Below are 24,517 nucleotides of genomic sequence, written 5' to 3' on the forward strand. Positions count from 1 at the left end.
ACGAAACAGGTTTACAAACGAGAATGATAATGATTATTATTGCTATGCGAGCTCGGGACGTCTCCTGACTAAACGGGTAAGCACGACATTGCTCACATTGCTTCCAGTATTTCTTAGCCAGCACGGGTGCTGGCTTTTTTTTTGTCTGTGATTCCCGCAGCACGGCAGGACGCGCTCTGCCAGACTCCCTTCCGGCGGCCCTGAAACCTGAACATGACAAAAAAATGATAGACTCAGCGTATCTCCGATTTCAGGCGCATACGATGAAGAAGAAAAGACCGGTACTACAGGACGTTGCCGATCGCGTCGGCATCACAAAAATGACCGTCAGCCGCTACCTGCGTAATCCCGATCAGGTCTCTGTCGCGCTGCGCGATAAGATCGCCGTGGCGCTGGATGAGCTGGGTTACATACCTAATCGCGCGCCCGATATGCTCTCCAATGCCACCAGCCGCGCCATCGGCGTGCTGCTACCCTCGCTCACCAACCAGGTATTCGCTGATGTGCTGCGCGGTATTGAGACCGTAACCGACGAAGCTGGCTATCAGACGCTGGTGGCGCACTTCGGCTATAACCCGCAAAAAGAGGAGTTACAGCTGCGCTCGCTGCTCGGCTGGAATATTGATGGCGTCATCCTGACGGAACGTACCCATACGCCCGGTACGCTGCGCATGCTGGAGGTGGCGGGCATTCCGGTGATTGAGATGATGGATTCAGTGACGCCGTGCCTGGATATGGCGGTGGGTTTCGATAACGTCGAGGCCGCACGCCAGATGACGCATGCTATCCTGAAAAAGGGCCATCGCCATACTGTTTACCTCGGTGCGCGGCTGGATGAGCGTACGCTGCAAAAACAGCAGGGCTATGAGCAGGCGATGCGTGAAGCGGGATTAACGCCGCACAGCGTCATGATGGAGGATGCTTCCTCCTTTAGCGCCGGTGCGCAACTGCTGCGTGAGGCGCAAAAGCGTCATCCGCAAACAGATAGCCTGTTCTGTACCAATGATGACCTGGCGGTCGGCGCAATGTTTGAGTGCCAGCGTCAGGGGCTGAAGGTGCCGGAACAGATGGCCATCGCCGGTTTTCACGGTCACGACATCACCCAGGTGGTCACGCCGCGCCTGGCAACGGTGCTGACGCCGCGCGAACGCATGGGGCGTGAATCAGCAGCTATGCTGCTGGCGCGCATTGGCGGCGATCGCAGCGTGACGCAGCCGCTGGATGTGGGTTTTGAAATTGCCGAAGGTGGCAGCATCTGATTTTGGCGAATATTTGAGTCAGTTCACACTTTCGTGCTTTTCCGGCTAACAAGGGTTGCCAGCGTTTGAGCGCGCTCAGACAATGGCTGCTGAATTTGTTATCGGTAACATTGGCAGAGAAGCTGCCGGAGCGCAAAAACAATGACAACGCCATCTCCTTCGCACCACGTCTTTATCCTGATGGGCGTTTCCGGCAGTGGTAAATCTGCCGTCGCCAACCAGGTTTCACACCAGCTAAGTACCGCCTTCCTTGATGGCGATTTCCTGCATCCGCGCAGCAACATCACGAAAATGGCCGAAGGGCATCCGCTGGATGATCAGGATCGCCAGCCGTGGTTACAGGCGTTGAATGATGCGGCTTTCGCCATGCAGCGTACGCAGGCAATCTCTATTATCGTCTGCTCGGCGCTGAAAAAGTCCTATCGTGACATGCTGCGTAATGGCAATCAGAACCTGAAATTTATCTATCTGAAAGGCGACTTCGAGACCATCGAATCACGTCTGAAAGCGCGTAAAGGTCACTTCTTCAAACCGCAGATGCTGGTCACCCAGTTTGAAACCCTGCAGGAGCCGGGTACGGATGAGCCCGATGTGCTGGTGGTGGATATCAATCACTCACTGGATGAGGTTGTTGCAGCCACGGTTGCGACCATCGAGGATGCCATCAACAAGGGTTAGTCATGAGTACCGCTACGCTGGTGTTAACCGCAGCAGGCTCTGTCCTGCTGCTGCTGTTTTTGGTGATGAAAGCCCGTATGCACGCTTTTGTTGCCCTGATGTTGGTCTCAATAGGGGCCGGTCTGTTCTCCGGCATGCCGCTGGATAAGATCGCCGAAACCATGGAAAAAGGCATGGGCGGCACCCTGGGTTTCCTGGCCATTGTGGTGGCGCTGGGCGCGATGTTTGGCAAGATCCTGCATGAGACCGGTGCAGTTGATCAGATTGCGATCCGCATGCTGAAGACCTTTGGTGAAAGCCGGGCGCACTATGCGATGGGCATTGCCGGGCTGATCTGTGCGCTGCCGCTGTTTTTTGAGGTGGCGGTGGTACTGCTGATCAGCATCGCCTTTGCCGTGGCGCGCCGTACCCACGATAACCTGGTCAAACTGGTGATTCCGCTGTTTGCCGGTGTAGCCGCTGCGGCCGCGTTTCTGCTGCCGGGCCCGGCGCCTATGCTGCTGGCCGCGCAGATGCACGCGGATTTTGGCTGGATGATTCTGCTGGGTCTGTGCGCCGCTATTCCGGGCATGCTGATTGCCGGCCCGCTGTTTGGCAATATTATTGCGCGTCACGTGCGCTTCAGCGCGCCGCCGGAAGATCATCAGCCGGCGATCGAAGAGGGAAAACTGCCGTCGTTCGGTTTTAGCCTGTCTTTGATTCTGTTTCCGCTGCTGCTGGTTGGCCTGAAAACCATCGGTGCACGTTTTACCACGCCGGATACGCAGCTGTATGAGTGGCTGGAGTTTATCGGCCACCCTTTCACCGCCATTCTGCTGGCGCTGCTGGTAGCGATTTATGGCCTGGCGTATCGCCAGGGGATGGATAAAGAGAAGGTGATGCAGGTTTGCGGCAGCGCGCTGCAGCCGGCGGGCATTATTCTGCTGGTGATTGGCGCGGGCGGTGTCTTTAAGCAGGTGCTGGTGGATTCCGGCGTGGGCCCGGTACTGGGCCATGCGCTGACCGGTGCGGGCATGCCGATTGCGCTGGCCTGCTTTATTCTTGCCGGCGCCATCCGTGTAATTCAGGGGTCGGCCACGGTGGCCTGTTTAACTACGGTTGGTCTGGTCATGCCGGTGATTGAACCGCTGCACTACAGCGGCGCGCAGCTGGCGGCGCTGTCGATCTGCATTGGCGGCGGCTCGATCATTATCAGTCACGTTAACGATGCCGGTTTCTGGCTGTTCGGCCGGTTTACCGGCGCCACCGAAGGCGAGACGCTGAAGACCTGGACGCTGATGGAGACCATTCTGGGCACCACCGGCGCGATTGTCGGGATGATTGCGTTTAGTTTGTTGTCGTGAATGACCGGGTGCGCAGAAATGCGCACCCTACAACAATCGTGCACTTTTCACACGGTCGTCATTAATGGCGACCTGATGCTCAATCCACTTCGCGCTCATCATCCGGCTGGTCCAGTACCGTGTACGCCACGGCACAGAACAGGGAGTTCAGGCGCTTCATATCCCCTAACAGCCCCAGATGCAGCGAGCTGGTCTCAATGCTCTGCACATTATTAAGGTGCAACCGCTCGACGTGCGCATGGGAAAAACGGCGAATCAAAATACGGAAGCGATGCTTGGCGCGGCGCAGGCGTTTGGCGCTGGCGATATCGTGTGACAGGAACACCGACAGGCTCAGGCGTAAATTGTTCAGCACCTGCTCCTGCAGCGTATTCAGCTCCTCCAGCCCCTCCGGGGAGAAGGCGCGACGCGCCTGCAGTGATTTATCCGCTACGTCAGCACTCATCCGCTCAATGATATCGCCTGCCTGCTCGAGGTTTAGCGCCATCTCAATGATCTCCGCCCAGCGGCGTGAGTCATCTTCGGCCAGATCCTCTTTGGGCATGCGCGCCAGGTAGAGTTTGATGGCGGTGTAGAGCACATCGACATCATCATCCAGTCGTCGCACCGTGCGCTCTTCGCGCAGCTCGCCCTGAACCACTTTATTAAATGACTCCATCATATGTTCCACCACATCGCCGATGCGCAGCGTTTCGCGTGCCGCGTTCGCCAGCGCCAGCGCCGGCGTATCCAGCGCGCTGCTATCGAGATGCTTTGGTTTGAGATGCAGCTGGTTTTCGGTGTCATCGGCGATGATGCGGCGGCACAGTCGCGCCATCGGGTCAGCAAAGGGCACCATCACCAGGCAGCGCACCAGGTTGTAGAACACGTGGAAGAAGATCACCATCTCTTCATCGTTCACCGGCAGCTTATCCAGCCACACTGCTACGCTATCGACAAATGGCAGGATGGCGATACTGCCGATCAGCTTGAACAGCAAACTGCCGAGCGCCACGCGCTTACCGGCGGCATTTGAACCGCTGGCGTTGATCATCGCCAGCAGGCCGCTGCCCAGGTTGGCGCCAATCACCAGACAGAGCGCGACCTTGAAAGAGATTACGCCAGTGGCCGTCAGCGTGGCGGTAATCAGCACGGCTGCGAGGCTGGAGTAGCTGACGATAGCGAACACCGCGCCAATCAGCGCATCCAGCATGATATCGCCGGTGAGCGTGGAGAACAGTACCTGTACGCCCGCCGCCTGGGTAATAGGTTTGGCGGCGGCGACAATCAGCTGCAGCGCCAGCAGAATCAGGCCGAGACCAATCGCCGCGCGGCCCATCTGCCCGGCACGCGTCTGCTTGCGACTTAAGAAAAACACCACGCCGAAGAAAATAAACAGCGGCGACAGCCACGAGAGATCAAAGGTGAGGATACGCGCCATGATCGCCGTACCGACGTCAGCGCCCAGCACCACCACCAGCGCTGGCGTCAGGCTGACCAGATTCTGGGCGACAAACGAGGTCACCAGCAGCGTGGTGGCGTTGCTGCTCTGTACCAGCGCGGTAACCCCAATGCCGGCGAGAAACGCCATCGGTTTTTTTTCCACGCTGTGGCTGAGCACGCGGCGCAGATCGGCGCCGTACACGCGCATGATGCCGGTACGGACGATATGTGTGCCCCACACCAGCAGGGCCACGGCGGAGAGAAGATTAAGCAGAGTCAGCACAAAGAGGCTCCTATGCGCCAGGCTGAAAACACGCGGCTGTCTGCCTGGCGATAAGCGCAGCCGGTGAAGACCTTCGCCGCGCTGCCTTGCCATTTTTTCGTTAAATTTAAGCGACCTGGCGCAACGTCGACATCTCTAACTGTAGCCCAATCTGCATGCCAGCGGGGTGCAAATCTGCCACGCTGCGGTTCAATACATCTACCGAAAGCTCAACCTGGTTGGCCAGCACGCGATAACGAATCACATTACCGAGCAGGCTGTGGCTGATAATGGTAGCGGCAATGCCGGCGTGCGGCGCACAGAGCTGGATCGACTCCGGACGAATCGCTACCTGACTGCTGAACGGCTGACCGGTAAGTCGGGTCGCCTGTTCAGCGCTCAGCAGGTTGTAGTTGCCAATAAAGCCGGCGGCAAACAGATCCACCGGCTGAGTATAGAGCGCCTCGGCATTGCCGTTCTGCACGATTTTACCGCGATTCATCAGCACAATGCGGTCCGATAAGGTCAGCGCCTCCTCCTGATCGTGCGTGACAAAAATCGTGGTAAGCCTGAGCTCCTGCTGAATGTGGCGGATCTGCTCGCGCAGATGGCGGCGGATGCGCGCATCCAGCGCCGAGAGCGGTTCATCCAGCAGCAGCAGGCGCGGACGCGTCACCAGCGAACGCGCCAGTGCCACGCGCTGACACTGACCGCCGGAGAGCTGATGCGGATAGCGACGCGCGAAGTCGGTCAGCTCAACCAGCTCCAGCACCTCCAGCACGCGTTTATCGATCTCATGGCCCGGCAGCTTCTGCATCTTCAGGCCAAACGCGACGTTTTTCTCTACCGTCATGTTCGGAAACAGCGCATAGCTTTGAAACACCATGCCGATGGTGCGCTTCTGCGGCGGCAGCGGCACCAGATCCTCGCCCTGCAGTAAGATACTGCCGCTATCAACGTCCGTCAGCCCGGCAATACAGCGCAGCAGCGTCGATTTACCGCAGCCGCTCGGGCCCAGCAGGGTAACAAACTCACCCTCTGCGGCGCTGAAATCGATGTTCTCAAAGATGCTGGTTGGGCCATAACGCTTATTCAGGCGGGTGACATTCAGGTAGCTCATAATCAGCCTCGTTCAGGATTGAGGGCATTCGCCAGCCAGGTGACCAGCAAAACGACAGCGAAATAGGAGATCACCAGCGCGCTGGTAAAGTGGCCGCTGCCGGTACGCATGTTGTAGAGATAAACCTGCAGCGTTTCATAGCGGGTGCCGACCAGCAGGTTAGCGAATACAAACTCACCTATCAGAAAAGAGAACGACAGCAGCACCGCAATGAACACACCTTTGCGCAGGTTTGGCAGTACCACAAACAGCGCTGCCTGCCAGGTGCTGGCACCCAGCAGCTGTGCCGCATCGATCAGCTCTTTCAGGTTAATTGCCTGCATATTGTTGGCGATGGCGCGATAGATAAACGGCAGCGCGATGGTGAAGTAGCAGCCAATCAGAATCCACGGCGTGCCGGTCAGCATTAGCGGTGATGAGGAGTAGAGTTGCAGCAGACCCACCGCTGACACCACCGGCGGCACGGCGAACGGCATCAGAATCAGCACGTTCATCACGGCATCCAGCTTTGGATAGTAGTAAGCGATCACAAACATGGCAGGCAGCACCAGCACTAACGAGAAAAGCAGTGCGCCAAAGCAGATCAGCAGCGAATGACCCAGCGCCGTCAGAAAGCGGGGATCGCTCCACAGGGCAGTTAACCACTTCAGGGTGAAGCCCTGCGGCAGGATGGTATCGCTCCATTCGGTCGATATCCCGTACAGCAGCGTCGCCAGCAGCGGCGCGCCCAGTATGATCAGCAGCAGCCAGACTACCAGGCGGTGATAGAGTTTTTCGACGCGGGACATATCAGCGCTCCTGGTTTTTCACATGCAGATAGCTGCGGCGCACCAGATACTGCTGCACCACGGTGATCAGCGCCATAATCAGCACCAGCAGCATCGCCAGCGCGCCGCCGGTATTCGGATCCAGCGAGATATCGCCCGACACCAGCGCCGCAATGCGCACCGGTACGACGTTAAAGTTGCCGGTAGTAAGCGCGTAAATCGTGGCGTAGGCGCCCAGCGCATTGGCCAGCAGGATGACAAAGGTGCCGAGCAGCGCCGGAAACAGGATCGGCAGGCCAATGTGCCACCAGTAGCGCCAGCGGCTGGCCCCGAGCAGGGCGGCGGACTCTTCCCACTCTTTGCGCAAGCCATCAAACGCCGGATAGAGCAGAAGAATCCCGAGGGGGATCTGGAACCAGGTGTAGACCAGCACCATGCCGTCACGCGAAAACAGTTTGAAGCCCTCCAGCCAGCCATAATGGCGCAGCAGCAGCGTCAGGCAGCCGTTGAGCCCCAGCAGAATGACAAACGCAAACGCCAGCGGCACGCCGGCAAAGTTGCTGGTCATGTTGGTAAACGACATCAAAAAGCGTTGAAAACGGCCGCTGCCAAGTCGATGCAAAGAGTATCCTGCCACCAGCGCAATCAGCAGACCGTACACGCTTGACCAGAGAGAGATATCCAGCGACAGGCGAAACGCCTGCAGATAGAACGGCGAAGTAAGGATATCGCTGTAGTTATCCAGGCCCCAGCGCGCGTTGAGATCGCTCCAGAAACTGTTAATGGCGATCCACAGCAGCGGCGCCAGCTGGAAGGCGATCCAGAAAAAAGCGAACGGCAGCAGCAGCAGCGAGGCGAGGGCTTTGCCTTTCATCCGCGCGGCTCCGCCAGCAGCCCCTGACACACCGGCTTGTCGTGGGCGATGTTCAGCAGCGCACACACGGTGCCGCACAGTTCGGTCTGCTGCGGTTGCAGATCCGGCTGTAGTGAAAAGCCAGCGCCAAACACAAACAGCGGTACCTGGGTCTCTTCCGGCAGCGTGCCACCGTGCGAGCGATCATCGTTCATGCCGTGATCGGCAGTGACCAACACCTGATAACCGGCGGCCAGCCAGCCGGGCATCCACTGCGACAGATAACCATCGGCCATACGCGCGCGGTTGCGGTATGGCGGCGATGAGAGGCCGTGCTTGTGGCCGGCATCGTCAATATTCATCGGGTGAATGAGCAGGAAGTCGGGATCGTGCGTCAGGCGCAGGCTCTCTGCATCTTCAAACAGATGCGAATCCGGATAGCTGTCGTCATGGTAAAAGTGGCCGTACTGAATGGGCAGCTCGGGTGCGACGGTATGGCGGTCACGTGCGGCAGTGAATGGTGTGCGGTTATAGAGTTCGCTGACCCAGTGATACGCCGCCGCGGCAGTAGTCAGACCGGCGGCGCGCGCGTAATGGAAGATGCTGCGCTGCGTGCTCAGACGGCTGACGCCATTATGAATGATGCCACTTTGTACCGGCGGGATGCCGGTAAGAATGCACTCATAGAGCGGGCGCGACAGCGACGGCAGTTCACAGCTTAGCGTGTAGTATTGACCATGGCCCTGCCGGCATTCGGCAAACAGATAGCCCATCGCATGCTGCGCGACCTGATTGCTCAGTCCATCCAGTACCACGAGAATTGTTTTCATCCACGCTCCTTACTGCCTGAGTATTGCTGATATAAATTCGGTAAATACCTGTAGCGGCGCAATTTATTGCGCATTGCCGACACGTGGATGCGCGATAAATCACGCCGCTACGGTATGTGCGGTTGGAGAATAACGTCGTTACTGCTTCATATTGATGATGACGTTCTCCTGCCACAGACGCGGCAGCATTTTTGATGATTTATCCCATGCGGCCTGGTCTTTGATCGGCCGGGCATTTTTATACTCTGACTGCGGCAGCAGCTTCGCCTGTACCTCGGCCGGCAGGGTTAAATGTTCCGCACGAATCGGCGTGCATAGCCTTTCGCCAGATTGATCTGGCCTTCGTCAGAGAGGATATATTCACGTGCCAGCTTCGCGGCATTCGGATGTTTAGCGTATTTGTTTATGATGGTGGTATAGCCGGAGGTCACGGAACCGTCTGACGGGATCACGACTTCATAACGGTTTTTATCGATCTGATCGCGGTAGTTCAGGCCGTTAAAGTCCCACACCACTGCAACCTGGATTTCGCCTTTTTCAATGTTAGCGATCACCGGGTCGGTCACGCCAAGTCGCCCCTCTTTGGCCAGTTCACCGAAGAAGGCCAGCGCGGGTTTCAGGTTCTTTTCATCGCCGCCCAGCGCATAGCTGGCCGCCAGTACGCCGTTGGCCGCCTGAGCAGCCGTGCCGACATCACCGATAGTAACCACATACTTACCTTTCTTCAGATCCGCCCAGCTGTGCGGCGCATCTTTCACCTGCTGCTTGTCGATCAGGAAGGCGATGGTGCCGGTGTACGCCAGCATCCAGTTGCCGTCGTTATCTTTAGCCCAGGTCGGGATCTGATCCCAGTGAGTAGGTTTGTACGGCTGGGCAACCCCTTTCGCCACGGCTATCGGCCCGAAAGCCGCACCAACATCACCGATATCCGCACTGGCGTTCTCTTTCTCTGCTGCAAATTTCGCCAGCTCCTGCGCCGATGACATATCCGTGTCGCTGTGCTTCAGACCATATTTACTGCTGAGATCGCTCCAGGTGTCTTTCCAGTTGGCCCAGGTATCGGGCATACCGACGCTGTTTACCTGGCCTTCGGCACGCGCGGCTTTTTCCAGGGCGGCAAGGTCATTATCAGCGGCCTGCGCGGCGGGCAGCGCAAGCAGAATGGCACTGGCTACTACAGAAGAGATAAACGCTTTCATCTCGATTGCTCCAGGTGTAAGTTGTGGGTCGGCTTGGTCTAGTCCAGCAAGAACCGAGCCAATGTAGCCCGCACAGATGAAGGTTTTATGACCGGGCGGGTGAAATGTGGTGTGGCGCGTCGTTCCACATGCGATGACAACGCGCTAAAGCGTGGGATGTGCCTTGTCACAGTGTAGTCATCGAACTGTCATAGTGCAGATTTGCCCCAACATGAGGCTGAATAAAATGTCGTCAAAAGCTGCAGATGTGATCGCCAGCGCATTGCGTGAACGGATTGAAACCGGTGAATTCACCGGCGGACGACTGCCCGCCGAGCGCACGCTGAGTGAACATTACGCCACCACGCGTATCACCCTGCGGGAGGCGCTGGGTCTGTTGGAAGCGCAAGGGATTATCTATCGGGAGGTGCGTCGCGGCTGGTTTGTCGCACCGCCGCGCCTGATCTATAACCCGTCGCACCATAGCCATTTTCATGCCATGGCGCTGGAGCAGGGGCGTGTTGCCACTACGCAGGTGATTGAAGCGCGTGAAGTCTCGGCGCAGCTGACGGTTGCCCGGCATCTGCATCTTTGCGAAGGGGATACCGTTTACCGTATCCGCCGTTTACGCCGCGTTGATGGCCGGGCGGTGCTGTATGTTGAGCACTACCTCAATCCGGCATACTTTCCCGGTTTGTTAAGCGAAGATCTTACCCGTTCGCTTACCGAGCTCTACACGCAGCGTTACGACATTCGCTATGGTGGCGCACGGTTTACCATCCTGCCGGGGCCGTTACCGTCGCGCGCGGCGCCCGCGTTAAATGTCGCCAGCGGCACGCCGGGCCTGCTGATTACGCGCATCAACCGCGACCAGCATGACAGGGTGATAGATTGCGACTGCGAATACTGGCGCTACGACGCGCTGTGTGTGGATGTTGAGGTGTGATGTATTGTGATTCAGATCACATTACAGCATGATAGCGCCTGGAAGCTTTCGCGACATAAGGCGCATAAAAATGACAACAAAATCTGTAGCCGGGCAACTCATTGCAACGGTTTTGCAGTGGGTGCTGAATATTGGCCTGGTGATTCTGGCTATTATCCTCGTGGTGTTTCTCGGTAAAGAGACCATTCACCTGGCAAACGTGCTGTTCAGCACCGGGGAGCAGTCGTCCTCTTTCCTGCTGATTGAAGGCATTGTGATCTATTTTCTCTATTTCGAATTCATCGCGCTGATAGTGAAGTATTTCCAGTCGGGCTATCACTTTCCGCTACGCTATTTTGTCTACATCGGTATCACGGCCATTATTCGCCTGATTATTGTCGATCATAAAAACCCGTTCGATACGCTGTGCTATGCCGGCGCGATCCTCATTCTGGTGGTGACGCTGTGGCTGGCGAACAGTAACCGCCTGAAGCGCGAGTAACCCGCCGCATTATAACGACGGGGTAAACACCATACGCACCTGGCCGCTATAACTGCCGCTCTCTTTATCCATTTGATTAAAAGTGGGCGTAATAAAAGTAAGCGGCGTGGGCACACACATGACTGCCTGTGGAATTTTTGGAAGTTTGACCGGCCTTATCATTGCCTGGTTAATACCTGACAGCGTTAGCGTTTGGTTGTTCTCTAGCGTATGCAGCTGACCGTTATAGCTGAGCTGAATACGATAGTCGACACGCTTACGACGAGCGGCGTCCGGCAAACCGTCGCGAAATACCGAAAAGTCCTGACTGTCACGCCCGCTAATATTTTGGCCGTCGCTGAGCGTAACCTGATAGCTGCTGCTATTGGCGTTAAAGCCATCATATAAACACATATCCAGCAGCGCTTTGCCGCTCATCGTTCCGCCTGGCGTCGCGGGCGTTGGCAACGTGTGCAGCTGTAAATCGACACGCGGTGTACTGGTCTTGAATTGGGGGAACCAGATGGTGATATTGTTTATGTCATGCAGATTGAGAGTGATATCTGCGCTCCAGCTTGCAACATTACGAAATTCGCCGGAAACGATATCTTCAATGGCCTGAAGCAATTTTAAGTTAGCCTGCCAGATACCGCCTATAGGGAGTTTAGCTATTTCATCATCTGTAATCCAAAGCGTAAGAGCTTTACCTTTAGAGTAAAAACCTTCGTCGCACCAGTGATTTGCCGTACTGTTCATCCCGAGAATGAGGTTTTGCCCACAATATGTCGGCCTGTTATAAGCATAGAGATTAAGATCTATTTTTTTTCTGGTCCGTTTCTCAGTAAATATTAATTTAATAACGCTGGGAGCCGGAGATTGAAATGTGCCAGTAGTCGAACATGCGCCGTAAATTGTATAAGATCTATTCAGACATACCCAATGCGTTGTTCGATAAAGATACTGATCATGTTCACCTCCGCTTAGCTCATGCCAGATGAAATGCTTTTTTCTGTGCAAGTTCCCTTTATTGAGATCCAGTATTACTGCTACATGCTGGTCTACTGGATCGATATTCACTGCCTGAGTAAGAGGAGAGAATAATATAACATTAAGTAAACCCATGTATTTTAACTTCATGATAATTCAACTCTATCCGCGATTTATATAGGAGCCATCATCTGCAGTTGCAGCTTGTTAATTTATTTCACGCTCAGCATACTGCTCGCACTGTCAATTCACACAAGTAAAGAGGTAACTGATTTACTGGCTATTTTTTACCAATTGATGTTGCTGTAATGGTACAGGTAACGCTGCCAGTTCAACTTTCTGGCAGGCAATTTCTCCGGCAATATAGATACCGGCGCGCTTCTGTGTCTGACTTAGCGAACAGGAATAAAATTGTTGCTGGCGCAGCACGTACAACGTTTTTAGCAGCGTGGGGCTATCCAGCATAAAACTGCCTTGCTCATCGAAGCGGGTGTTATCCGCATTCAGCGCCAGACCATTACTCAATGGCCCCCCATTGTGTATGGCGCGTCCTACCAGGGTGTAAACCACCCCAGCGCTAACCTCGCGCGTTACCACTCTTCCCGGCAGTACAAAATAAGGTTTCTGGCCCGCGCCCTGGCCTAAAGAGGCAAACAGCGGATTACCCGCCTGGTTAGCTTCCTGAATATCCGTACTACTCTCCTGCCAGCCCGCCAGTGGCAGCGCAATGGTTTCGCCCAAACCCAGCGTTACGCTACGGCCTGCGCTGGTTATCTCAACGGCGGGCCCGCTCAGGGCATCAGATGATCCTGCAACCCTGACAAGAGCCGCTCCGGATGGCATGCCATTACCTGCGGTACCCAGCCAGAATTCGCTGCCGGTGGTGATGAGGGTTGAGTCATATCCACCCGTAAGCGATTGTTGTGGGGGCTGCTGACGCAGTTGGCTGCGGCTCAATGTAGCGTTAAGGTTGCCGTAACGCCCATCCAGGCGCCCGCCTGACTGAGCACTCATATCACCCTGCTGGTTGCCGCTGATGCCTATGCTTGCCTCACGAAAAACGTCGCCTTGTGTTGATTCAAGATGGCTGAGGCTCCAGCTCTGCTGTGCACCATTGCACTGACTGACACGGTAATCTGTCTGCATATTGGTTACGCGATTGCGAGCGGCACTGGCGGAAGGACGAGCGATATTGCCGAGGCTAACGCTGATGAAGGCTCCGCGATCGTTACCTTCTTGCTGGCGGCTGTGAAATAGCCCAACGCGTCCACTGGCTGAAAGATTGCCCCAGATTTTGCTGCGCGCCAGGCCCAGCTGTGAAGTCTGCTGGACACTGCTTTTAGGGTTTACATCGTATGTCAGCTGCCACGGCAGGTTGTGCTGTATCGGTTGTGGCGTTGGTAATTGCTTGCTGCGCGTATGGCCTAAGGAAGCCGTCCAGCCTGCCAGCTGGGTAGACACGCTGGCGCTCAGGGTGTCACTACAGCCTGACGCCTCATAGCCCTGCTGACCCCGGCAGGTACTGCCGCGCTGCTGCTGACGATAAAGCGACCAGCTGACACCATTGTTCAGCGTTATCTGTTGCGCGTTACCGCGAACGCCACCTTTTCCGGTAAGCCAGGCGGTGGAAACACCCAGCGTGCTGCTGCGGAATGCGGTCTGCCAGTCGAGCCGGGTCTCATTAAAATAGCTGTCTCCCAGGCTGGATACGCCACTGCTTAACATTGTTGTGCGCGAGAGTGGTGTGCGCACGCCGCTTTGCCAGCTTTGCTTGCCGCCCTGCATGTCAGGCGTGCGTGAGGCGACAAGCTGGCCAGCCTGCATAAACCACTCCGTCTTATCGCCGCCAAATCCACCGGCAGATTTGCTGAACGCGGCCTGCTCTGTACGGACTAACGTGTCATTTTCATAAATACGTAATTGCAACGGATAGCTGCCGCCAGGCAGTGCGCTGGTATTCAACGTTTGCATGCCGGCAGTTAAATATTGACTACCCAGCAACTGGTTACCTCTGTAGATATCCACGCGCGCATCGCGATTTAGTAGCAGCGTGACTAATGTTGCACTCTCGCCTGTACTCTGCGTATTCCGCCACGCCTGCGTTGTGCCTGCCCGCGCGCCGATGAAGAGCGGCATAGGCAACAGGGAAAAATCAAAATTTCCTCCCAGCGGGCCGGAGAGTGCGGTTTGGTCCATGCGACCCGCCTGCAGATAGTGGTTTTTACCCAGATCCTGGCGCAGATATAAATCCTGCATTTGCGTCTGAAAGTGAGTTTGCTGGTTGGTTCGTGCGAGCACGCTATCCCAGTTACCGGCCAGATAGCGGCTGTTGCCGAGACCCAGCGCGCCGGTACCACGTGCGCTGATGTTGCTGTAGCCATCGCTCAGCGACCAGTTAATAAGCTGGCTGTGTATCAGAGCATTGTGGCCCTCATCGGCCTGGTAATATTTCTGGGCGGTTTCGCCTGCCAGCAACCAGTCTGACGTAATAAAGAGTTCGATGGTCTGGCGGCTATCATCAAAGATAATTGCTACGCTTTCGCTCTTCACGCTGCCGCATGCAGGCTGAGCAGCACCACAGATAAGATGTCCGTTACGTTTAAGCGGCACCGCCAGAGTGGTGGTGAGTGCCGACTGAAACGCGGGTTTAAGGCGTTTATTCGCGATCAGACGACGGATTAACTGCTCAGGGTGGATAAATTGCACCGTGTCAGGTTTCACTTCTGCATCAAACAGGCCCAGTGATTGCCCGAACAGCAGTACATCCACTTTCTCTTTCTGCCCCAGCAGCAGCTCCTCGAAGCCAGCAGGTACCTGCGACTGTGCATGGGATTGATGGGCGCTAAGCGCTCCCGCGACAAGTACACCTGTAATCGCCAGCGCCAGTAGCGACCGGGGAAAATACCTTTTCATTGTCACCTCTGAATAGGGCGCATGTTGCCATGCGCCATAGGGGGAACCATCAAGGTGCGGTTTTTTGTGCCATTACCAGCTGCACCATGCCCTGATACGTACCGGAGGTGTTAATCGTTGTATGGTTTTTCTGTTCGATTTTGAGTGGCAAAATCGCCGAGCTTCCTGTCCCCGTAGCGTTGCTGTAGAGCGACTCAGCGGAAAATTCGGTATCGGTGGTTTTGAGCTCAATGTTGTTGAATGAGACTTTTAAATCGATAGGTGCGGCGGCGGTATTGCTAAGGTGCACCATCTGCGGAGCTGCCTGCAGACGCATGCTGATCGCCTTGGTTGTATCATTGGTAAAAATACGCGTCGGCAGATTGATACCATCCAGGCCTACGCCAGGCGTGTAACCCATGGTTTGGTTGGGTGCCAGCAGAGAGCCGTCGGCGTTACGCAGCTCCAGCGTTGGGTCAATATTTGTGGTAACAGTGATGATGCTTCCGCCGCTAATGCCGAAGTGGCAAAGAGTGACGATAACAGCGTGAGGGTTGTAATCACTTTCATAAAAACTCCTGAGTAATAATAAGCCGGTTGTCCGGCAGGAAAGGAACCTGACGTTAAGGCAACGTCAGGCTTAGGGGTTTATCATCTTCAGTGAGGTAGCGGATGCGCAGTGGCTTTTGCCTTTCAATGTCCGGGAGGGCCATGGATGCGCCGGGGTAAATGCCTTGCGGAATCGCTTTCCAGGTGCATTTGTCATCGCTGATGTGCGGTGGGCACTGGCTATAACCGCGCAGGCGAATTCGTACGTTGCCAGTATTAGTAATGCCGGGCCGGGGATGAACGCGCTGTAAAGCAATGTGTGGCTTATCCGGCAACTGGCGGATAAGGACGCCCCAGACCAGCGTCAGCGCTACCTGCGCCTGCACCGATTTAGCGGAGTTTTTTCCAGTTACATCACCGCTGACCGGTTCAAAATAGGCGCGATACACACGCTCCTGCTCTGGCGCATTTAACGCAACAACGCGTACCGTTTTCGTGCTGCCGGCCGGGAGCGCAAATTTTACCGGCGAAATGACGATGCCCTGGCCCTGCCAGTTAGCTACGTCCTGTTCGCGCTCCTCAGGCGTGGCCGGATTGATAACTTCTTTGAGCACCACGCGGATGTATTGTGTAGTGTCCGATTTCGACATGATCTTTAGCGTCGAATTGGTTTGCTTATCCGCTGTCACCTGCACAGACATGGGATAGACCATTAGGTTGGCTTTTAGTGTGAAAGGCAGTAAGGCGAGCAGGATGAAAATAATTGATTTAAGGTACATTTATCTAACCTTCAGCCAGGTTGAGTGAGCAGTACTACTAATCAAACGACCTGCTTAACGGAAGATTAAGTGAGTGGTGTGCTGGCAGACTTTTTGGTTATCTTCTGTTTATCTTTCCCCTCTATCGGGCAACCTTTCATGACGACACTGCAAGTCTGGTGGGCGTAAAAAGCGCCTTGCGTTACACTAGGGCAACTTTTTTTCCGGAGATGTTCTGATGTCGCATGACGCGCTACGCCAGTTACGCGCACTGCACTGGTTGCCAGCCTCTTCCCCCTTGCTTTCACCGCCCTTGCTCGACTGGCTACTGGAAGAAGACTCCATGACGCGCCGCTTTGAGCAGCACTGCCATCAGGTCACCGTCGAACTGATTCGCGAAAGTTTTATTACCGCCGGGGAGATACCCGCTGAGGCGGAGTTTTTACCGGCTGACGCGCGCTTCTGGCTGCGTGAAATTGTGCTGTGCGGCGACGGTGAGCCGTGGCTGATTGGCCGTACGGTGGTGCCGGAAAGCACGCTTAACGGCCCGGAACAGATGCTGCAAAATTTGGGCACGCGTCCGCTCGGGCGTTACCTGTTTTCATCCTCCACGCTGACGCGGGATTTTATCGATCCCGGCCAAATTGATGGGTTGTGGGGGCGCCGTTCGCGCCTGCGTCTGTCCGGCAAACCACTGCTGCTTACAGAACTGTTTTTACCGGCGTCGCCGCTTTATCGCTCGTCAGAGCAAGGATGATCATTGTGCAAAAAACCTTACCCATGAGCAGATGGCAAGCGTATAGCCATCTGATGCGAATTAATAAACCCATCGGTACGCTGTTGCTGTTGTGGCCAACCCTGTGGGCGCTATGGCTCTCCGGGATGGCGATCCCGCCGCTGTCGGTGCTGATTGTGTTTGTGCTGGGCGTATTTGTGATGCGCGCTGCCGGCTGCGTCATTAACGACTATGCCGATCGCAAAGTAGATGGACACGTCAAGCGCACTGCCGCACGTCCGCTGGCAAGCGGTGCGGTGACGGAGAAAGAGGCAAAGCTGCTGTTTGCTGGCCTGGGGCTGGTGGCGTTTGCGCTGGTCCTGACCATGAACCGCATGACGATTCTGCTGTCATTCGTTGGCCTGGCGCTGGCGTGGGTTTATCCGTTTATGAAGCGCTACACCCATCTGCCACAGGTGGTGCTGGGCGCGGCGTTTGGCTGGGCCATTCCGATGGGATGGGCGGCAGTTAGTGAGTCCTTACCTTTAGTCTGCTGGCTGGTGTTCTTTGCTAACATCTGCTGGACGGTCGCCTACGATACGCAGTATGCGATGGTGGATCGTGACGATGACTTGAAGATTGGCGTGAAGTCGACGGCAATCCTGTTTGGCCGCTTCGATAAGCTGATAATCGGTCTGCTGCAGCTGGCAACGCTGGGGCTGATGGCGCTGACAGGCGTGCTGCTGCATCTGAACGGCGCGTTTTACTGGTCGCTATTGCTGGCTGGCGGACTGTTTGTGCATCAGCAACGTTTGATCGCCCGTCGCGAACGCGATCCCTGCTTCCAGGCGTTCCTGAATAATAATTACGTTGGGCTGGTACTGTTTATTGGCGTCGCCCTGAACGTGCAGCCGTTTAGCGATCTGTTTTAAACGCTGCTGCTTTTCACACCGTGCTGGCGGCCCACCGGACCGCCAGCAACATGGGCCCGGTGCTATTCGTGTGCTACCGCACTCTCTATGGTCAGACGTACATCGCTGGTGACCAGCTCTGCCAGCATTTGCCACAGCGTATGCGTGCGCTCTGCATCAGCATCCCCTGAATCGCTGATATAGCCTTCGTCACGCAGCGACAGCACCAGCGTAGTAAACACCGCTTTATCAAAGAACTCTGGCGCATTAATGCCGTGCAGTACTGAAAGACGCTGAGCCAGGGTACGGCTCTCTTTCTCCAGCGTGCCGCGATTGATGGTCGGTTTGGCGCTGAGAATGGCGAACGTAATGGCAAAGCGCTGCAGTGTCTCGCGGATACCGGCAGCCAGCAGCTGCAAGGTACGATAACGGGACGGGCACATTTTCAGCTGACCATCCTGCATCGTCACCAGCCCCTGACGCGCCATCTCCGCACACAGCGCGTTCAGCAGTGCCGGCAGTTCGCTGCTGTCCCAGCGCAGGAACAGCTCACTTTTCAGCATCGGGTATACCAGGCTCACCTGACGCAACAGCTCCGCTTCGCCGATCTCACGATGTTGCTGCACGATGGCAGCAATCAGCGACGGCATCACCAGCATGTGATGAATGTTATTGCGATAGTAAGTCATCAGTACTGCCTGCTCACGCGGCAGGATGATGATATCGCCAATGCTGTCCTGCTCCGTCTCAAACTTATTCATGCTCATAGCATGGTCGAGCAGGGCTTCAGCACTCAAATCCGGCACGGTGGATTCAGCAGAGTAGGGCACATTACGCAGTAGCTGGGTATAACACTCCAGCTGCTCTATCAGCTGTTCCCGCGTTAGTGAGCGCTGACGCGACGCCAGCAGCGCGGTCACGCACAGGTTCATGGCGTTTGCCGCGCCAGCCTCGTTGATGCGCACCATCAGCGTGCCAGCAATGTCGTTAACAACCGGCGTCATCCATGCCGGACGCTGAGGATCAATCGGGTCGATCGCGTCACGCCACTCCGGCACGTTTTTATTGAGGTAGTTAACCAGCGGCAGCGGTTCGCCAAAGTTGACATAACCCTGACCGAGATTACGCAGCTTACGCAGGCCGCGCACCATCTGCAGGAACCCCTCTTTCTCTTTCGCCGCACCGCGCAGCTCTTTCGCATAGGTACCGACTTCCATCACATGTTCATAGCCGATATAGATCGGTACGAAGGTGATAGGACGGCTACCGCCGCGCAGCAGCGCCTGTAAGGTCATCGACAGCGTGCCGGTTTTCGGATCCAGCAAACGGCCGGTACGTGAACGGCCACCTTCGACAAAGTACTCCACCGAGTAGCCACGACTGAACAGCTCGCCGAGGTATTCACGGAACACCGTAGAGTAGAGCTTATTGCCCTTGAAGGTCCGGCGAATAAAGAAGGCGCCCAGGCGGCGGAAAATCGGGCCCGCTGGCCAGAAGTTCAGGTTAATGCCGGCAGCGATATGCGGCGGTACCAGCCCCTGGTGATAGAGCACATAGGAGAGCAGCAGATAATCCATGTGGCTGCGGTGGCACGGCACATAGACAATCTCATGCCCATCCTGCGCCAGCTGACGCACGCGTTCGCCACCGTTGACGTTAATGCCCTGATACAGGCGGCTCCACAGCCAGCCCATGACGCGGTCGGTTACGCGAATCGCTTCGTAGGAGAAATCCGCAGCCACCTCTTCCATCATCTCGACGGCATTTTGCTGCGCTTTCTCGTGTGAGATTTTTTTGCTGCGCGCTTCATCCTCCACCGCTTTTTCAATAGCTTTAGATTGCAGCAGCTTGTTAAACAGATCCTGACGCGCAGGCAGGCGTGGGCCAACGGCCGCCAGACGCTGGCGTGCAAAATGGATGCGCGCGACACGCGCCAGTTTCTGTGCGATAGACTTATCGGTGCCGTGCTCGGTCGCCATCTGCCGCAGTGAAACGGTTGGTGAGAAGCGCACAAAGCTATCGCGGCCATGCCACAGAATGGCGAAGAATTTCTGCACACCGTTCAGAATGCGCAGATGCGGCGTCTCCTGACCCGGTACCTCGCGGCCCGGCGCGCGACCAAACATCACGGCAACAGGCAGCATCTGCACGTCCAGCGCAGGATTACTGCGGTGCAAATCGAGATAATCATGGAAAAGCTTTACCGATTCCGGATTCGCCACGAAATAGGGGAAAACACGTGGCCCGTCATGGATAAATACGTGGCGCGGTAATAATGCGCCATCGATCTCCAGCGGTGCCAGGGGATCGGGCAGATCGTGCTTCAGACACTGCGCACGCAGCGTTAGCAGATCCGCCTTTGAATCGTAAGGCAAAACATACATCACCGGACGGGTCGGATCGATGCCGTGTTCGGAGACAGGATCGGTCGGAATGACCTTACTTTTTACCAAAATAGAGAGTGGTAAATTCAATAATTTGTAATAGAGTTTACGCCAACCTGACATAGACAACTTGAAGCCTCTTGTTAGCAAAGCGCGGCAAGCATACCAGAAAGTGCAGCGAAGATCTGTGGCTGTGCCATCTCACGCTGCCCACACATTGACGTCAAAATCAACCAAGGGTTCCACAGACATGGCAAATAACGTCACCGGTATTCAAAGAGTAGTGAAAGCCGCGGGTTATTCCTGGCAGGGGCTGCGTGCAGCCTGGCAGCATGAAGCGGCGTTTCGTCAGGAGGCCATCGCGGCGCTGGTGGCGATTATCGTGGCCTGCTGGCTGGATGTGGATGCCATCACACGAGTGCTGCTGATTGGTTCCGTGGTGCTGGTGGTCATTGTCGAGATCCTTAATAGTGCCATCGAAGCAGTGGTGGACCGCATCGGTCAGGAGCGCCATCCACTGGCTGGCCGCGCTAAGGATATGGGCTCAGCGGCGGTGTTGCTGGCTATCTTACTGGCTCTGTTTGTCTGGATCGCGCTGCTTTGGTCGCATTTGCGATAGCGATTCCGGATTCATCAAACTGCCGATTATTCCCTCTGTTTCAGTTTTCATTTCGCCAATACCTGTATATACTCACAGCGACTGTATAAACAACCAGGGGGCGGGATGAAAGCGTTAACCAGCAGGCAGCAACAGGTCTATGATCTGATTCGCGACCATATTAATCAGTCTGGCATGCCGCCAACGCGTGCTGAAATTGCTTCGCAGCTGGGCTTCCGCTCACCTAACGCAGCTGAAGAACACCTTAAAGCGCTGGCGCGTAAAGGGGTCATTGAAATTGTCTCTGGCGCGTCACGCGGGATCCGTTTGCTGATGGAAGAGGAAGTCAGCGAAGGCCTGCCTTTAATTGGCCGTGTTGCTGCCGGTGAGCCTCTTCTGGCGCAGGAGCACATTGAAATGCACTATCAGGTTGATGCCAACCTGTTTAAGCCTTCGGCAGATTTCCTGCTGCGCGTCAGCGGAATGTCGATGAAAGATATCGGTATTATGGACGGTGATCTGCTTGCCGTGCATAAAACTCAGGAAGTGCGTAACGGCCAGGTCGTCGTGGCGCGCATTGATGATGAAGTCACGGTTAAACGCTGGAAGAAGCAGGGCTCCATTGTGCAGCTGCTGCCGGAAAACAGCGATTTTCAGCCAATCGTGGTGGATACGCGTCAGCAGTCTTTGACCGTAGAAGGCCTTGCTGTCGGTATCGTGCGTAACGGCGAGTGGCTGTGATTTCCGACTTGCGTTGAATTCCCCCGCCGCGGCAGCATTATGATGCTGCCCGCGGTCAGATCGTCTTCTTTCTGCAATCCCGTCTCCAGCCTCGTCTGATCGGGTCAGGCTGATTACCGCCAATAACGGAATGCGCTGATGCAGCTCTTCTCCTCCTCTGATAAAGCACTGTGGCGGCTGGCGCTGCCAATGATCCTCTCTAATATCACCGTGCCGCTGCTGGGCGTGGTAGATACCGCCGTTATTGGCCATCTCGACAGCCCTGTTTATCTGGGCGGCGTGGCGGTAGGTACCACGGCGACCAGCTTTATCTTCATGCTCCTGCTGTTCCTGCGCATGAGTACCACCGGGCTGACGGCTCAGGCGTTTGGTGCCAGCGATAAACCCGCACTGGCCCGCGCACTTACGCAACCTCTGCTGATCGCGCTGGTCGCTGGTACGCTTTTTCTGATCCTGCGTACGCCTGCCAGTAGCCTGGCCAGCGCTCTCATGGGTGGCAGCCCGGCAGTGCAGCAACAGGCGCAGATCTTTATCGAAATCCGCTGGCTGAGTGCCCCTGCCACGCTGGCCAATCTGGTAATCCTGGGCTGGCTGCTTGGCGTGCAGTATGCACGCGCGCCCATGGTGCTGCTGATTGTCGGCAATCTGGTCAACATTGTGCTCGATCTACTGTTCGTTTTAAAACTGCACTGGGGCGTCGCCGGTGCTGCAGCGGCAACGGCGCTGGCCGAGTATGTCACGCTGGGTGTCGGCCTGTGGATGGTGGCGCGCGTGCTGAAGCTGCGCGGTATTCACTTCGGTTTGCTCAAAACGAGCTGGCGCGGTGATGCGGCTCGTCTGTTCCGGCTCAACCGTGACATTATGTTGCGCTCACTGATGCTACAGATTTGCTTCGCCTCACTAACCATGCTGGGCGCACGTATCGGACCGGATGTTGTGGCGGTCAATGCGGTGCTGCTGATGTTCCTGACCTTTACTGCCTATGCGCTGGATGGCTTTGCTTATGCTGTTGAAGCCTGCTCAGGCGAAGCGGTTGGCGCAAAAGATCGCAGCCGGTTACTGCTGATATGGCATGCAGCCTGCCGTCAGGCGGGCATTGTCGCGCTGCTGTTCGCGGTGATATACGCACTGAGTGGCCCACAAATTGTGGCCATGCTGACTTCCATTACTGCACTGCGTGAGATGGCCGATCGCTTTTTGATATGGCAGGTGATTTTGCCGCTGACGGGGGTCTGGTGCTATTTGCTGGATGGCATGTTTATCGGTGCAACACGCGGCCGTGAGATGCGCAATAGCATGGTGATTGCCGCGCTGGGCTATGGCGTTACGCTGCTCTCTTTGCCCTGGCTGGGTAACCACGGATTGTGGCTGGCGATTACGGTATTTCTGGCCTTGCGCGGTCTGACACTGTGGCTCATGTGGCGGCACCACTGGCAGAGAGACAGTTGGTTTACGCCCTGATAAGCGAAGCATAAACTCCAGATTAATCTGTATCTTCCTGCAGAATCCGAAGCGGCTACTATAATTATCTCAAACGGCGCAAATGAGTAGCGCGTTGTGTTGATGAATCCTGCTTTAACAGGGATTCATCACATCTCACTCAGGAAGACGTGGAGGATTGTTATGAACAAAGACGAAGCGAGCGGTAACTGGAAACAGTTCAAAGGTAAGTTTAAGGAAAAATGGGGCAAGCTGACGGATGACGATCTCACCGTGATCGAAGGGAAGCGCGATCAGCTGGTCGGTAAAATTCAGGAGCGCTATGGCTATGCGAAAGATGAAGCCGAGCGTGAAGTGACCGACTGGGAAAGCCACAACAAAGACTACCGCTGGTAAATCACCTGCTTTAAGGAAGATGCTCCTACCCGCCGATCTCCGGATCGGAATGGCACAGGGATGTGCCACTTACCCCTTTTTGCCTTTTCTCTTCATTTCTACGTCATGATTGTGATGACAGCTACCGTGCTGGTCACACGCAGCAACTTCGGCACAGTTTTCGCATAATCCGTGTGCTTCAATCACGCTGTTACGCAAGGCAAAGCCCGCCTGTTCTGCTAATCCTGCAATGATACTCTCCACGCCATGCGCATGTTTTTCGCTGACGGCCGCACAATTATCGCATACCAGCATGACCGATGTATGGGCAGGCTCATCAAAATGGTGGCATACCACATAGCTGTTGTTCGACTCCACGCGATGAATAAATCCCTGCTCAAGTAAAAAATCCAGCGCACGATAGATCGTAGGCGGTTTCGCCTGAGGTTCACTAATGCGCAGCTGATCCAGCAGATCGTAAGCGCTAATCGAGCCATTTTGCTCAGCCATCAGGCGTAACACTTCAGCACGCTGAGCGGTCAGGCGTACTCCACGATCAAGGCAGAGCGACTCCGCCTGCGTGAGCAGTTGTTTGGGCGTGAGGGTAGACATAAGCATTCTCCGGAAAACAGGAGATGTTATTTTATCACACAACCTTTTTCGCTGCCGGGATTGCTTTCTCCTGCCTCCAGCGCGCTGAAAAGTCTGTTTTTCAATCCATTACATTAACTGCGCTCAATATTTAAGTCTGCTTTCCTGCGTGTCGTTCTTAGTCCTAAGAATTTTCGTACTGATTTGCAGGGCGTTTTGCTTTACAACTCACTGAGTTAGTGACTATGGTTCAAAAGCCCTTAAGTAATTTCTGGCATCATTTTACCTGATGATCATTTTTCTGCATAAAACTACAGCAGAATGGTTCCGGTGTGACCAATTCTGCGAATAGCAGCGCTATTCCCTTTCAATTCACAGCAATAAAGCGTTAGCCAGCGTTCAGAATAGGGCTAATAAACTATTCCGTTGTTGGGACAGTCAACGACATTTAAAAGGTG

23 protein-coding genes and 1 pseudogene are annotated in these 24,517 nt (G+C 55.5%); 11 read left to right on the forward strand and 13 right to left on the reverse strand.

Features of this window, described 5'->3' with window-relative positions; translation table 11 throughout:
* Positions 1-263: 263 nt before the first annotated feature.
* From gntR to gntU, 3 genes are all read left to right on the forward strand, one after another.
* Positions 264-1,259, forward strand: a complete 996-nt coding sequence (gene gntR, locus HA48_RS00245) for a gluconate operon transcriptional repressor GntR (protein WP_128599245.1) — start codon at positions 264-266, stop codon at positions 1,257-1,259.
* Between the two features lie 141 nt (positions 1,260-1,400).
* On the forward strand, positions 1,401-1,937 hold the full coding sequence (gntK, locus tag HA48_RS00250; RefSeq protein WP_128599246.1) for a gluconokinase: 537 nt from the start codon (positions 1,401-1,403) through the stop codon (positions 1,935-1,937).
* Between the two features lie 2 nt (positions 1,938-1,939).
* A complete protein-coding gene (gntU, locus tag HA48_RS00255; RefSeq protein ID WP_128599247.1) occupies positions 1,940-3,280 on the forward strand; it encodes a gluconate transporter in 1,341 nt (446 codons plus the stop codon).
* 79 nt (positions 3,281-3,359) lie between these two features.
* Here gntU and HA48_RS00260 read toward each other — a convergent pair whose 3' ends face one another.
* The 6 genes and pseudogenes from HA48_RS00260 to HA48_RS00285 all read right to left on the reverse strand — a co-directional run bounded on the left by HA48_RS00260 (position 3,360) and on the right by HA48_RS00285 (position 9,733).
* Positions 3,360-4,985, reverse strand: coding sequence for a Na/Pi cotransporter family protein (locus tag HA48_RS00260; protein ID WP_128599248.1), 1,626 nt, complete (start codon positions 4,983-4,985; stop codon positions 3,360-3,362).
* A 106-nt stretch (positions 4,986-5,091) separates the two neighbouring features.
* Positions 5,092-6,084, reverse strand: a complete 993-nt coding sequence (locus HA48_RS00265; protein WP_128599249.1) for an ABC transporter ATP-binding protein — start codon at positions 6,082-6,084, stop codon at positions 5,092-5,094.
* 2 nt (positions 6,085-6,086) lie between these two features.
* Positions 6,087-6,872 (reverse strand): ABC transporter permease, encoded by a 786-nt coding sequence (locus HA48_RS00270; protein ID WP_128599250.1) that lies wholly within the window; start codon positions 6,870-6,872, stop codon positions 6,087-6,089.
* Between the two features lies 1 nt (position 6,873).
* Positions 6,874-7,725, reverse strand: a complete 852-nt coding sequence (locus HA48_RS00275; RefSeq protein ID WP_128599251.1) for an ABC transporter permease — start codon at positions 7,723-7,725, stop codon at positions 6,874-6,876.
* Positions 7,722-8,534 carry an alkaline phosphatase family protein gene (locus HA48_RS00280; protein WP_128599252.1) on the reverse strand — a complete coding sequence of 271 codons (813 nt, stop codon included), beginning with the start codon at positions 8,532-8,534 and terminating at the stop codon, positions 7,722-7,724. Before HA48_RS00280 ends, HA48_RS00275 begins: the two co-directional genes overlap by 4 nt.
* Positions 8,535-8,672: 138 nt before the next feature.
* A pseudogene (locus HA48_RS00285) lies at positions 8,673-9,733 on the reverse strand (ABC transporter substrate-binding protein).
* Between the two features lie 226 nt (positions 9,734-9,959).
* On the opposite strand from HA48_RS00285, the gene HA48_RS00290 reads away from it, so the two are divergent.
* Both HA48_RS00290 and psiE read left to right on the forward strand, forming a co-directional pair.
* On the forward strand, positions 9,960-10,658 hold the full coding sequence (locus HA48_RS00290; RefSeq protein ID WP_128599253.1) for a UTRA domain-containing protein: 699 nt from the start codon (positions 9,960-9,962) through the stop codon (positions 10,656-10,658).
* A 70-nt stretch (positions 10,659-10,728) separates the two neighbouring features.
* Positions 10,729-11,139 carry a phosphate-starvation-inducible protein PsiE gene (psiE, locus tag HA48_RS00295; protein ID WP_128599254.1) on the forward strand — a complete coding sequence of 137 codons (411 nt, stop codon included), beginning with the start codon at positions 10,729-10,731 and terminating at the stop codon, positions 11,137-11,139.
* A 9-nt stretch (positions 11,140-11,148) separates the two neighbouring features.
* On the opposite strand, the gene HA48_RS00300 is transcribed toward psiE, so the two are convergent.
* The 5 genes from HA48_RS00300 to HA48_RS00315 all read right to left on the reverse strand — a co-directional run bounded on the left by HA48_RS00300 (position 11,149) and on the right by HA48_RS00315 (position 16,325).
* The gene (locus tag HA48_RS00300) at positions 11,149-12,255 is read right to left on the reverse strand and encodes a CfaE/CblD family pilus tip adhesin (RefSeq protein ID WP_128599255.1); all 1,107 of its coding nucleotides are present in this window, start codon (positions 12,253-12,255) and stop codon (positions 11,149-11,151) included.
* 123 nt (positions 12,256-12,378) lie between these two features.
* A complete protein-coding gene (locus HA48_RS00305) occupies positions 12,379-15,018 on the reverse strand; it encodes a TcfC E-set like domain-containing protein (protein WP_128599256.1) in 2,640 nt (879 codons plus the stop codon).
* Positions 15,019-15,067: 49 nt separating this feature from the next.
* Positions 15,068-15,478 carry a CS1 type fimbrial major subunit gene (locus HA48_RS00310; RefSeq protein WP_341864959.1) on the reverse strand — a complete coding sequence of 137 codons (411 nt, stop codon included), beginning with the start codon at positions 15,476-15,478 and terminating at the stop codon, positions 15,068-15,070.
* Positions 15,397-15,567 (reverse strand): hypothetical protein, encoded by a 171-nt coding sequence (locus HA48_RS22340; protein ID WP_244182772.1) that lies wholly within the window; start codon positions 15,565-15,567, stop codon positions 15,397-15,399. The genes HA48_RS00310 and HA48_RS22340 overlap by 82 nt, the downstream gene beginning before the upstream one ends.
* A 53-nt stretch (positions 15,568-15,620) precedes the next feature.
* Positions 15,621-16,325, reverse strand: a complete 705-nt coding sequence (locus tag HA48_RS00315; protein WP_128599258.1) for a fimbrial protein TcfA — start codon at positions 16,323-16,325, stop codon at positions 15,621-15,623.
* A 217-nt stretch (positions 16,326-16,542) separates the two neighbouring features.
* Between HA48_RS00315 and ubiC the strand changes: the two genes are divergently transcribed.
* The gene (ubiC, locus tag HA48_RS00320; RefSeq protein WP_128599259.1) at positions 16,543-17,061 is read left to right on the forward strand and encodes a chorismate lyase; all 519 of its coding nucleotides are present in this window, start codon (positions 16,543-16,545) and stop codon (positions 17,059-17,061) included.
* Positions 17,062-17,084: 23 nt separating this feature from the next.
* Complete coding sequence (gene ubiA / locus HA48_RS00325) at positions 17,085-17,951, forward strand: 4-hydroxybenzoate octaprenyltransferase (protein WP_244182773.1); 867 nt, start codon at positions 17,085-17,087, stop codon at positions 17,949-17,951.
* Positions 17,952-18,013: 62 nt separating this feature from the next.
* Here the strand turns inward: ubiA and plsB are convergent, their stop codons facing one another.
* Positions 18,014-20,437: a glycerol-3-phosphate 1-O-acyltransferase PlsB gene (plsB, locus tag HA48_RS00330; RefSeq protein WP_128599261.1), complete on the reverse strand. Its 2,424-nt coding sequence runs from the start codon at positions 20,435-20,437 to the stop codon at positions 18,014-18,016.
* Positions 20,438-20,564: 127 nt separating this feature from the next.
* Between plsB and HA48_RS00335 the strand changes: the two genes are divergently transcribed.
* The 4 genes from HA48_RS00335 (at position 20,565) to HA48_RS00350 (ending at position 23,489) form a co-directional block, all read left to right on the forward strand.
* Positions 20,565-20,933, forward strand: coding sequence for a diacylglycerol kinase (locus HA48_RS00335; RefSeq protein WP_128599262.1), 369 nt, complete (start codon positions 20,565-20,567; stop codon positions 20,931-20,933).
* Positions 20,934-21,038: 105 nt separating this feature from the next.
* The gene (lexA, locus tag HA48_RS00340; protein ID WP_128599263.1) at positions 21,039-21,653 is read left to right on the forward strand and encodes a transcriptional repressor LexA; all 615 of its coding nucleotides are present in this window, start codon (positions 21,039-21,041) and stop codon (positions 21,651-21,653) included.
* A gap of 138 nt (positions 21,654-21,791) precedes the next feature.
* Positions 21,792-23,114, forward strand: a complete 1,323-nt coding sequence (dinF, locus tag HA48_RS00345; RefSeq protein ID WP_128599264.1) for an MATE family efflux transporter DinF — start codon at positions 21,792-21,794, stop codon at positions 23,112-23,114.
* Positions 23,115-23,276: 162 nt separating this feature from the next.
* Positions 23,277-23,489: a CsbD family protein gene (locus HA48_RS00350; RefSeq protein WP_128599265.1), complete on the forward strand. Its 213-nt coding sequence runs from the start codon at positions 23,277-23,279 to the stop codon at positions 23,487-23,489.
* Between the two features lie 69 nt (positions 23,490-23,558).
* Here the strand turns inward: HA48_RS00350 and zur are convergent, their stop codons facing one another.
* Positions 23,559-24,080, reverse strand: a complete 522-nt coding sequence (zur, locus tag HA48_RS00355) for a zinc uptake transcriptional repressor Zur (protein WP_128599266.1) — start codon at positions 24,078-24,080, stop codon at positions 23,559-23,561.
* Positions 24,081-24,517: the final 437 nt, after the last annotated feature.

Source organism: Pantoea wallisii (assembly GCF_002095485.1).
Lineage (GTDB): Bacteria > Pseudomonadota > Gammaproteobacteria > Enterobacterales > Enterobacteriaceae > Pantoea > Pantoea wallisii.

Coding starts and splice junctions, on each gene's coding strand:
- gntK (WP_128599246.1), top strand. CDS start 1,401: ATGACAACGCCATCTCCTTCGCACCACGTCTTTATCCTGATGGGCGTT.
- HA48_RS00315 (WP_128599258.1), bottom strand. CDS start 16,325: ATGTACCTTAAATCAATTATTTTCATCCTGCTCGCCTTACTGCCTTTC.
- HA48_RS00335 (WP_128599262.1), top strand. CDS start 20,565: ATGGCAAATAACGTCACCGGTATTCAAAGAGTAGTGAAAGCCGCGGGT.
- plsB (WP_128599261.1), bottom strand. CDS start 20,437: ATGTCAGGTTGGCGTAAACTCTATTACAAATTATTGAATTTACCACTC.
- HA48_RS00275 (WP_128599251.1), bottom strand. CDS start 7,725: ATGAAAGGCAAAGCCCTCGCCTCGCTGCTGCTGCTGCCGTTCGCTTTT.
- gntR (WP_128599245.1), top strand. CDS start 264: ATGAAGAAGAAAAGACCGGTACTACAGGACGTTGCCGATCGCGTCGGC.
- HA48_RS00350 (WP_128599265.1), top strand. CDS start 23,277: ATGAACAAAGACGAAGCGAGCGGTAACTGGAAACAGTTCAAAGGTAAG.
- ubiC (WP_128599259.1), top strand. CDS start 16,543: ATGTCGCATGACGCGCTACGCCAGTTACGCGCACTGCACTGGTTGCCA.
- zur (WP_128599266.1), bottom strand. CDS start 24,080: ATGTCTACCCTCACGCCCAAACAACTGCTCACGCAGGCGGAGTCGCTC.
- ubiA (WP_244182773.1), top strand. CDS start 17,085: ATGAGCAGATGGCAAGCGTATAGCCATCTGATGCGAATTAATAAACCC.
- lexA (WP_128599263.1), top strand. CDS start 21,039: ATGAAAGCGTTAACCAGCAGGCAGCAACAGGTCTATGATCTGATTCGC.
- HA48_RS00265 (WP_128599249.1), bottom strand. CDS start 6,084: ATGAGCTACCTGAATGTCACCCGCCTGAATAAGCGTTATGGCCCAACC.
- HA48_RS00290 (WP_128599253.1), top strand. CDS start 9,960: ATGTCGTCAAAAGCTGCAGATGTGATCGCCAGCGCATTGCGTGAACGG.
- HA48_RS22340 (WP_244182772.1), bottom strand. CDS start 15,567: ATGAAAGTGATTACAACCCTCACGCTGTTATCGTCACTCTTTGCCACT.
- HA48_RS00270 (WP_128599250.1), bottom strand. CDS start 6,872: ATGTCCCGCGTCGAAAAACTCTATCACCGCCTGGTAGTCTGGCTGCTG.
- HA48_RS00305 (WP_128599256.1), bottom strand. CDS start 15,018: ATGAAAAGGTATTTTCCCCGGTCGCTACTGGCGCTGGCGATTACAGGT.
- dinF (WP_128599264.1), top strand. CDS start 21,792: ATGCAGCTCTTCTCCTCCTCTGATAAAGCACTGTGGCGGCTGGCGCTG.
- psiE (WP_128599254.1), top strand. CDS start 10,729: ATGACAACAAAATCTGTAGCCGGGCAACTCATTGCAACGGTTTTGCAG.
- gntU (WP_128599247.1), top strand. CDS start 1,940: ATGAGTACCGCTACGCTGGTGTTAACCGCAGCAGGCTCTGTCCTGCTG.
- HA48_RS00280 (WP_128599252.1), bottom strand. CDS start 8,534: ATGAAAACAATTCTCGTGGTACTGGATGGACTGAGCAATCAGGTCGCG.
- HA48_RS00300 (WP_128599255.1), bottom strand. CDS start 12,255: ATGAAGTTAAAATACATGGGTTTACTTAATGTTATATTATTCTCTCCT.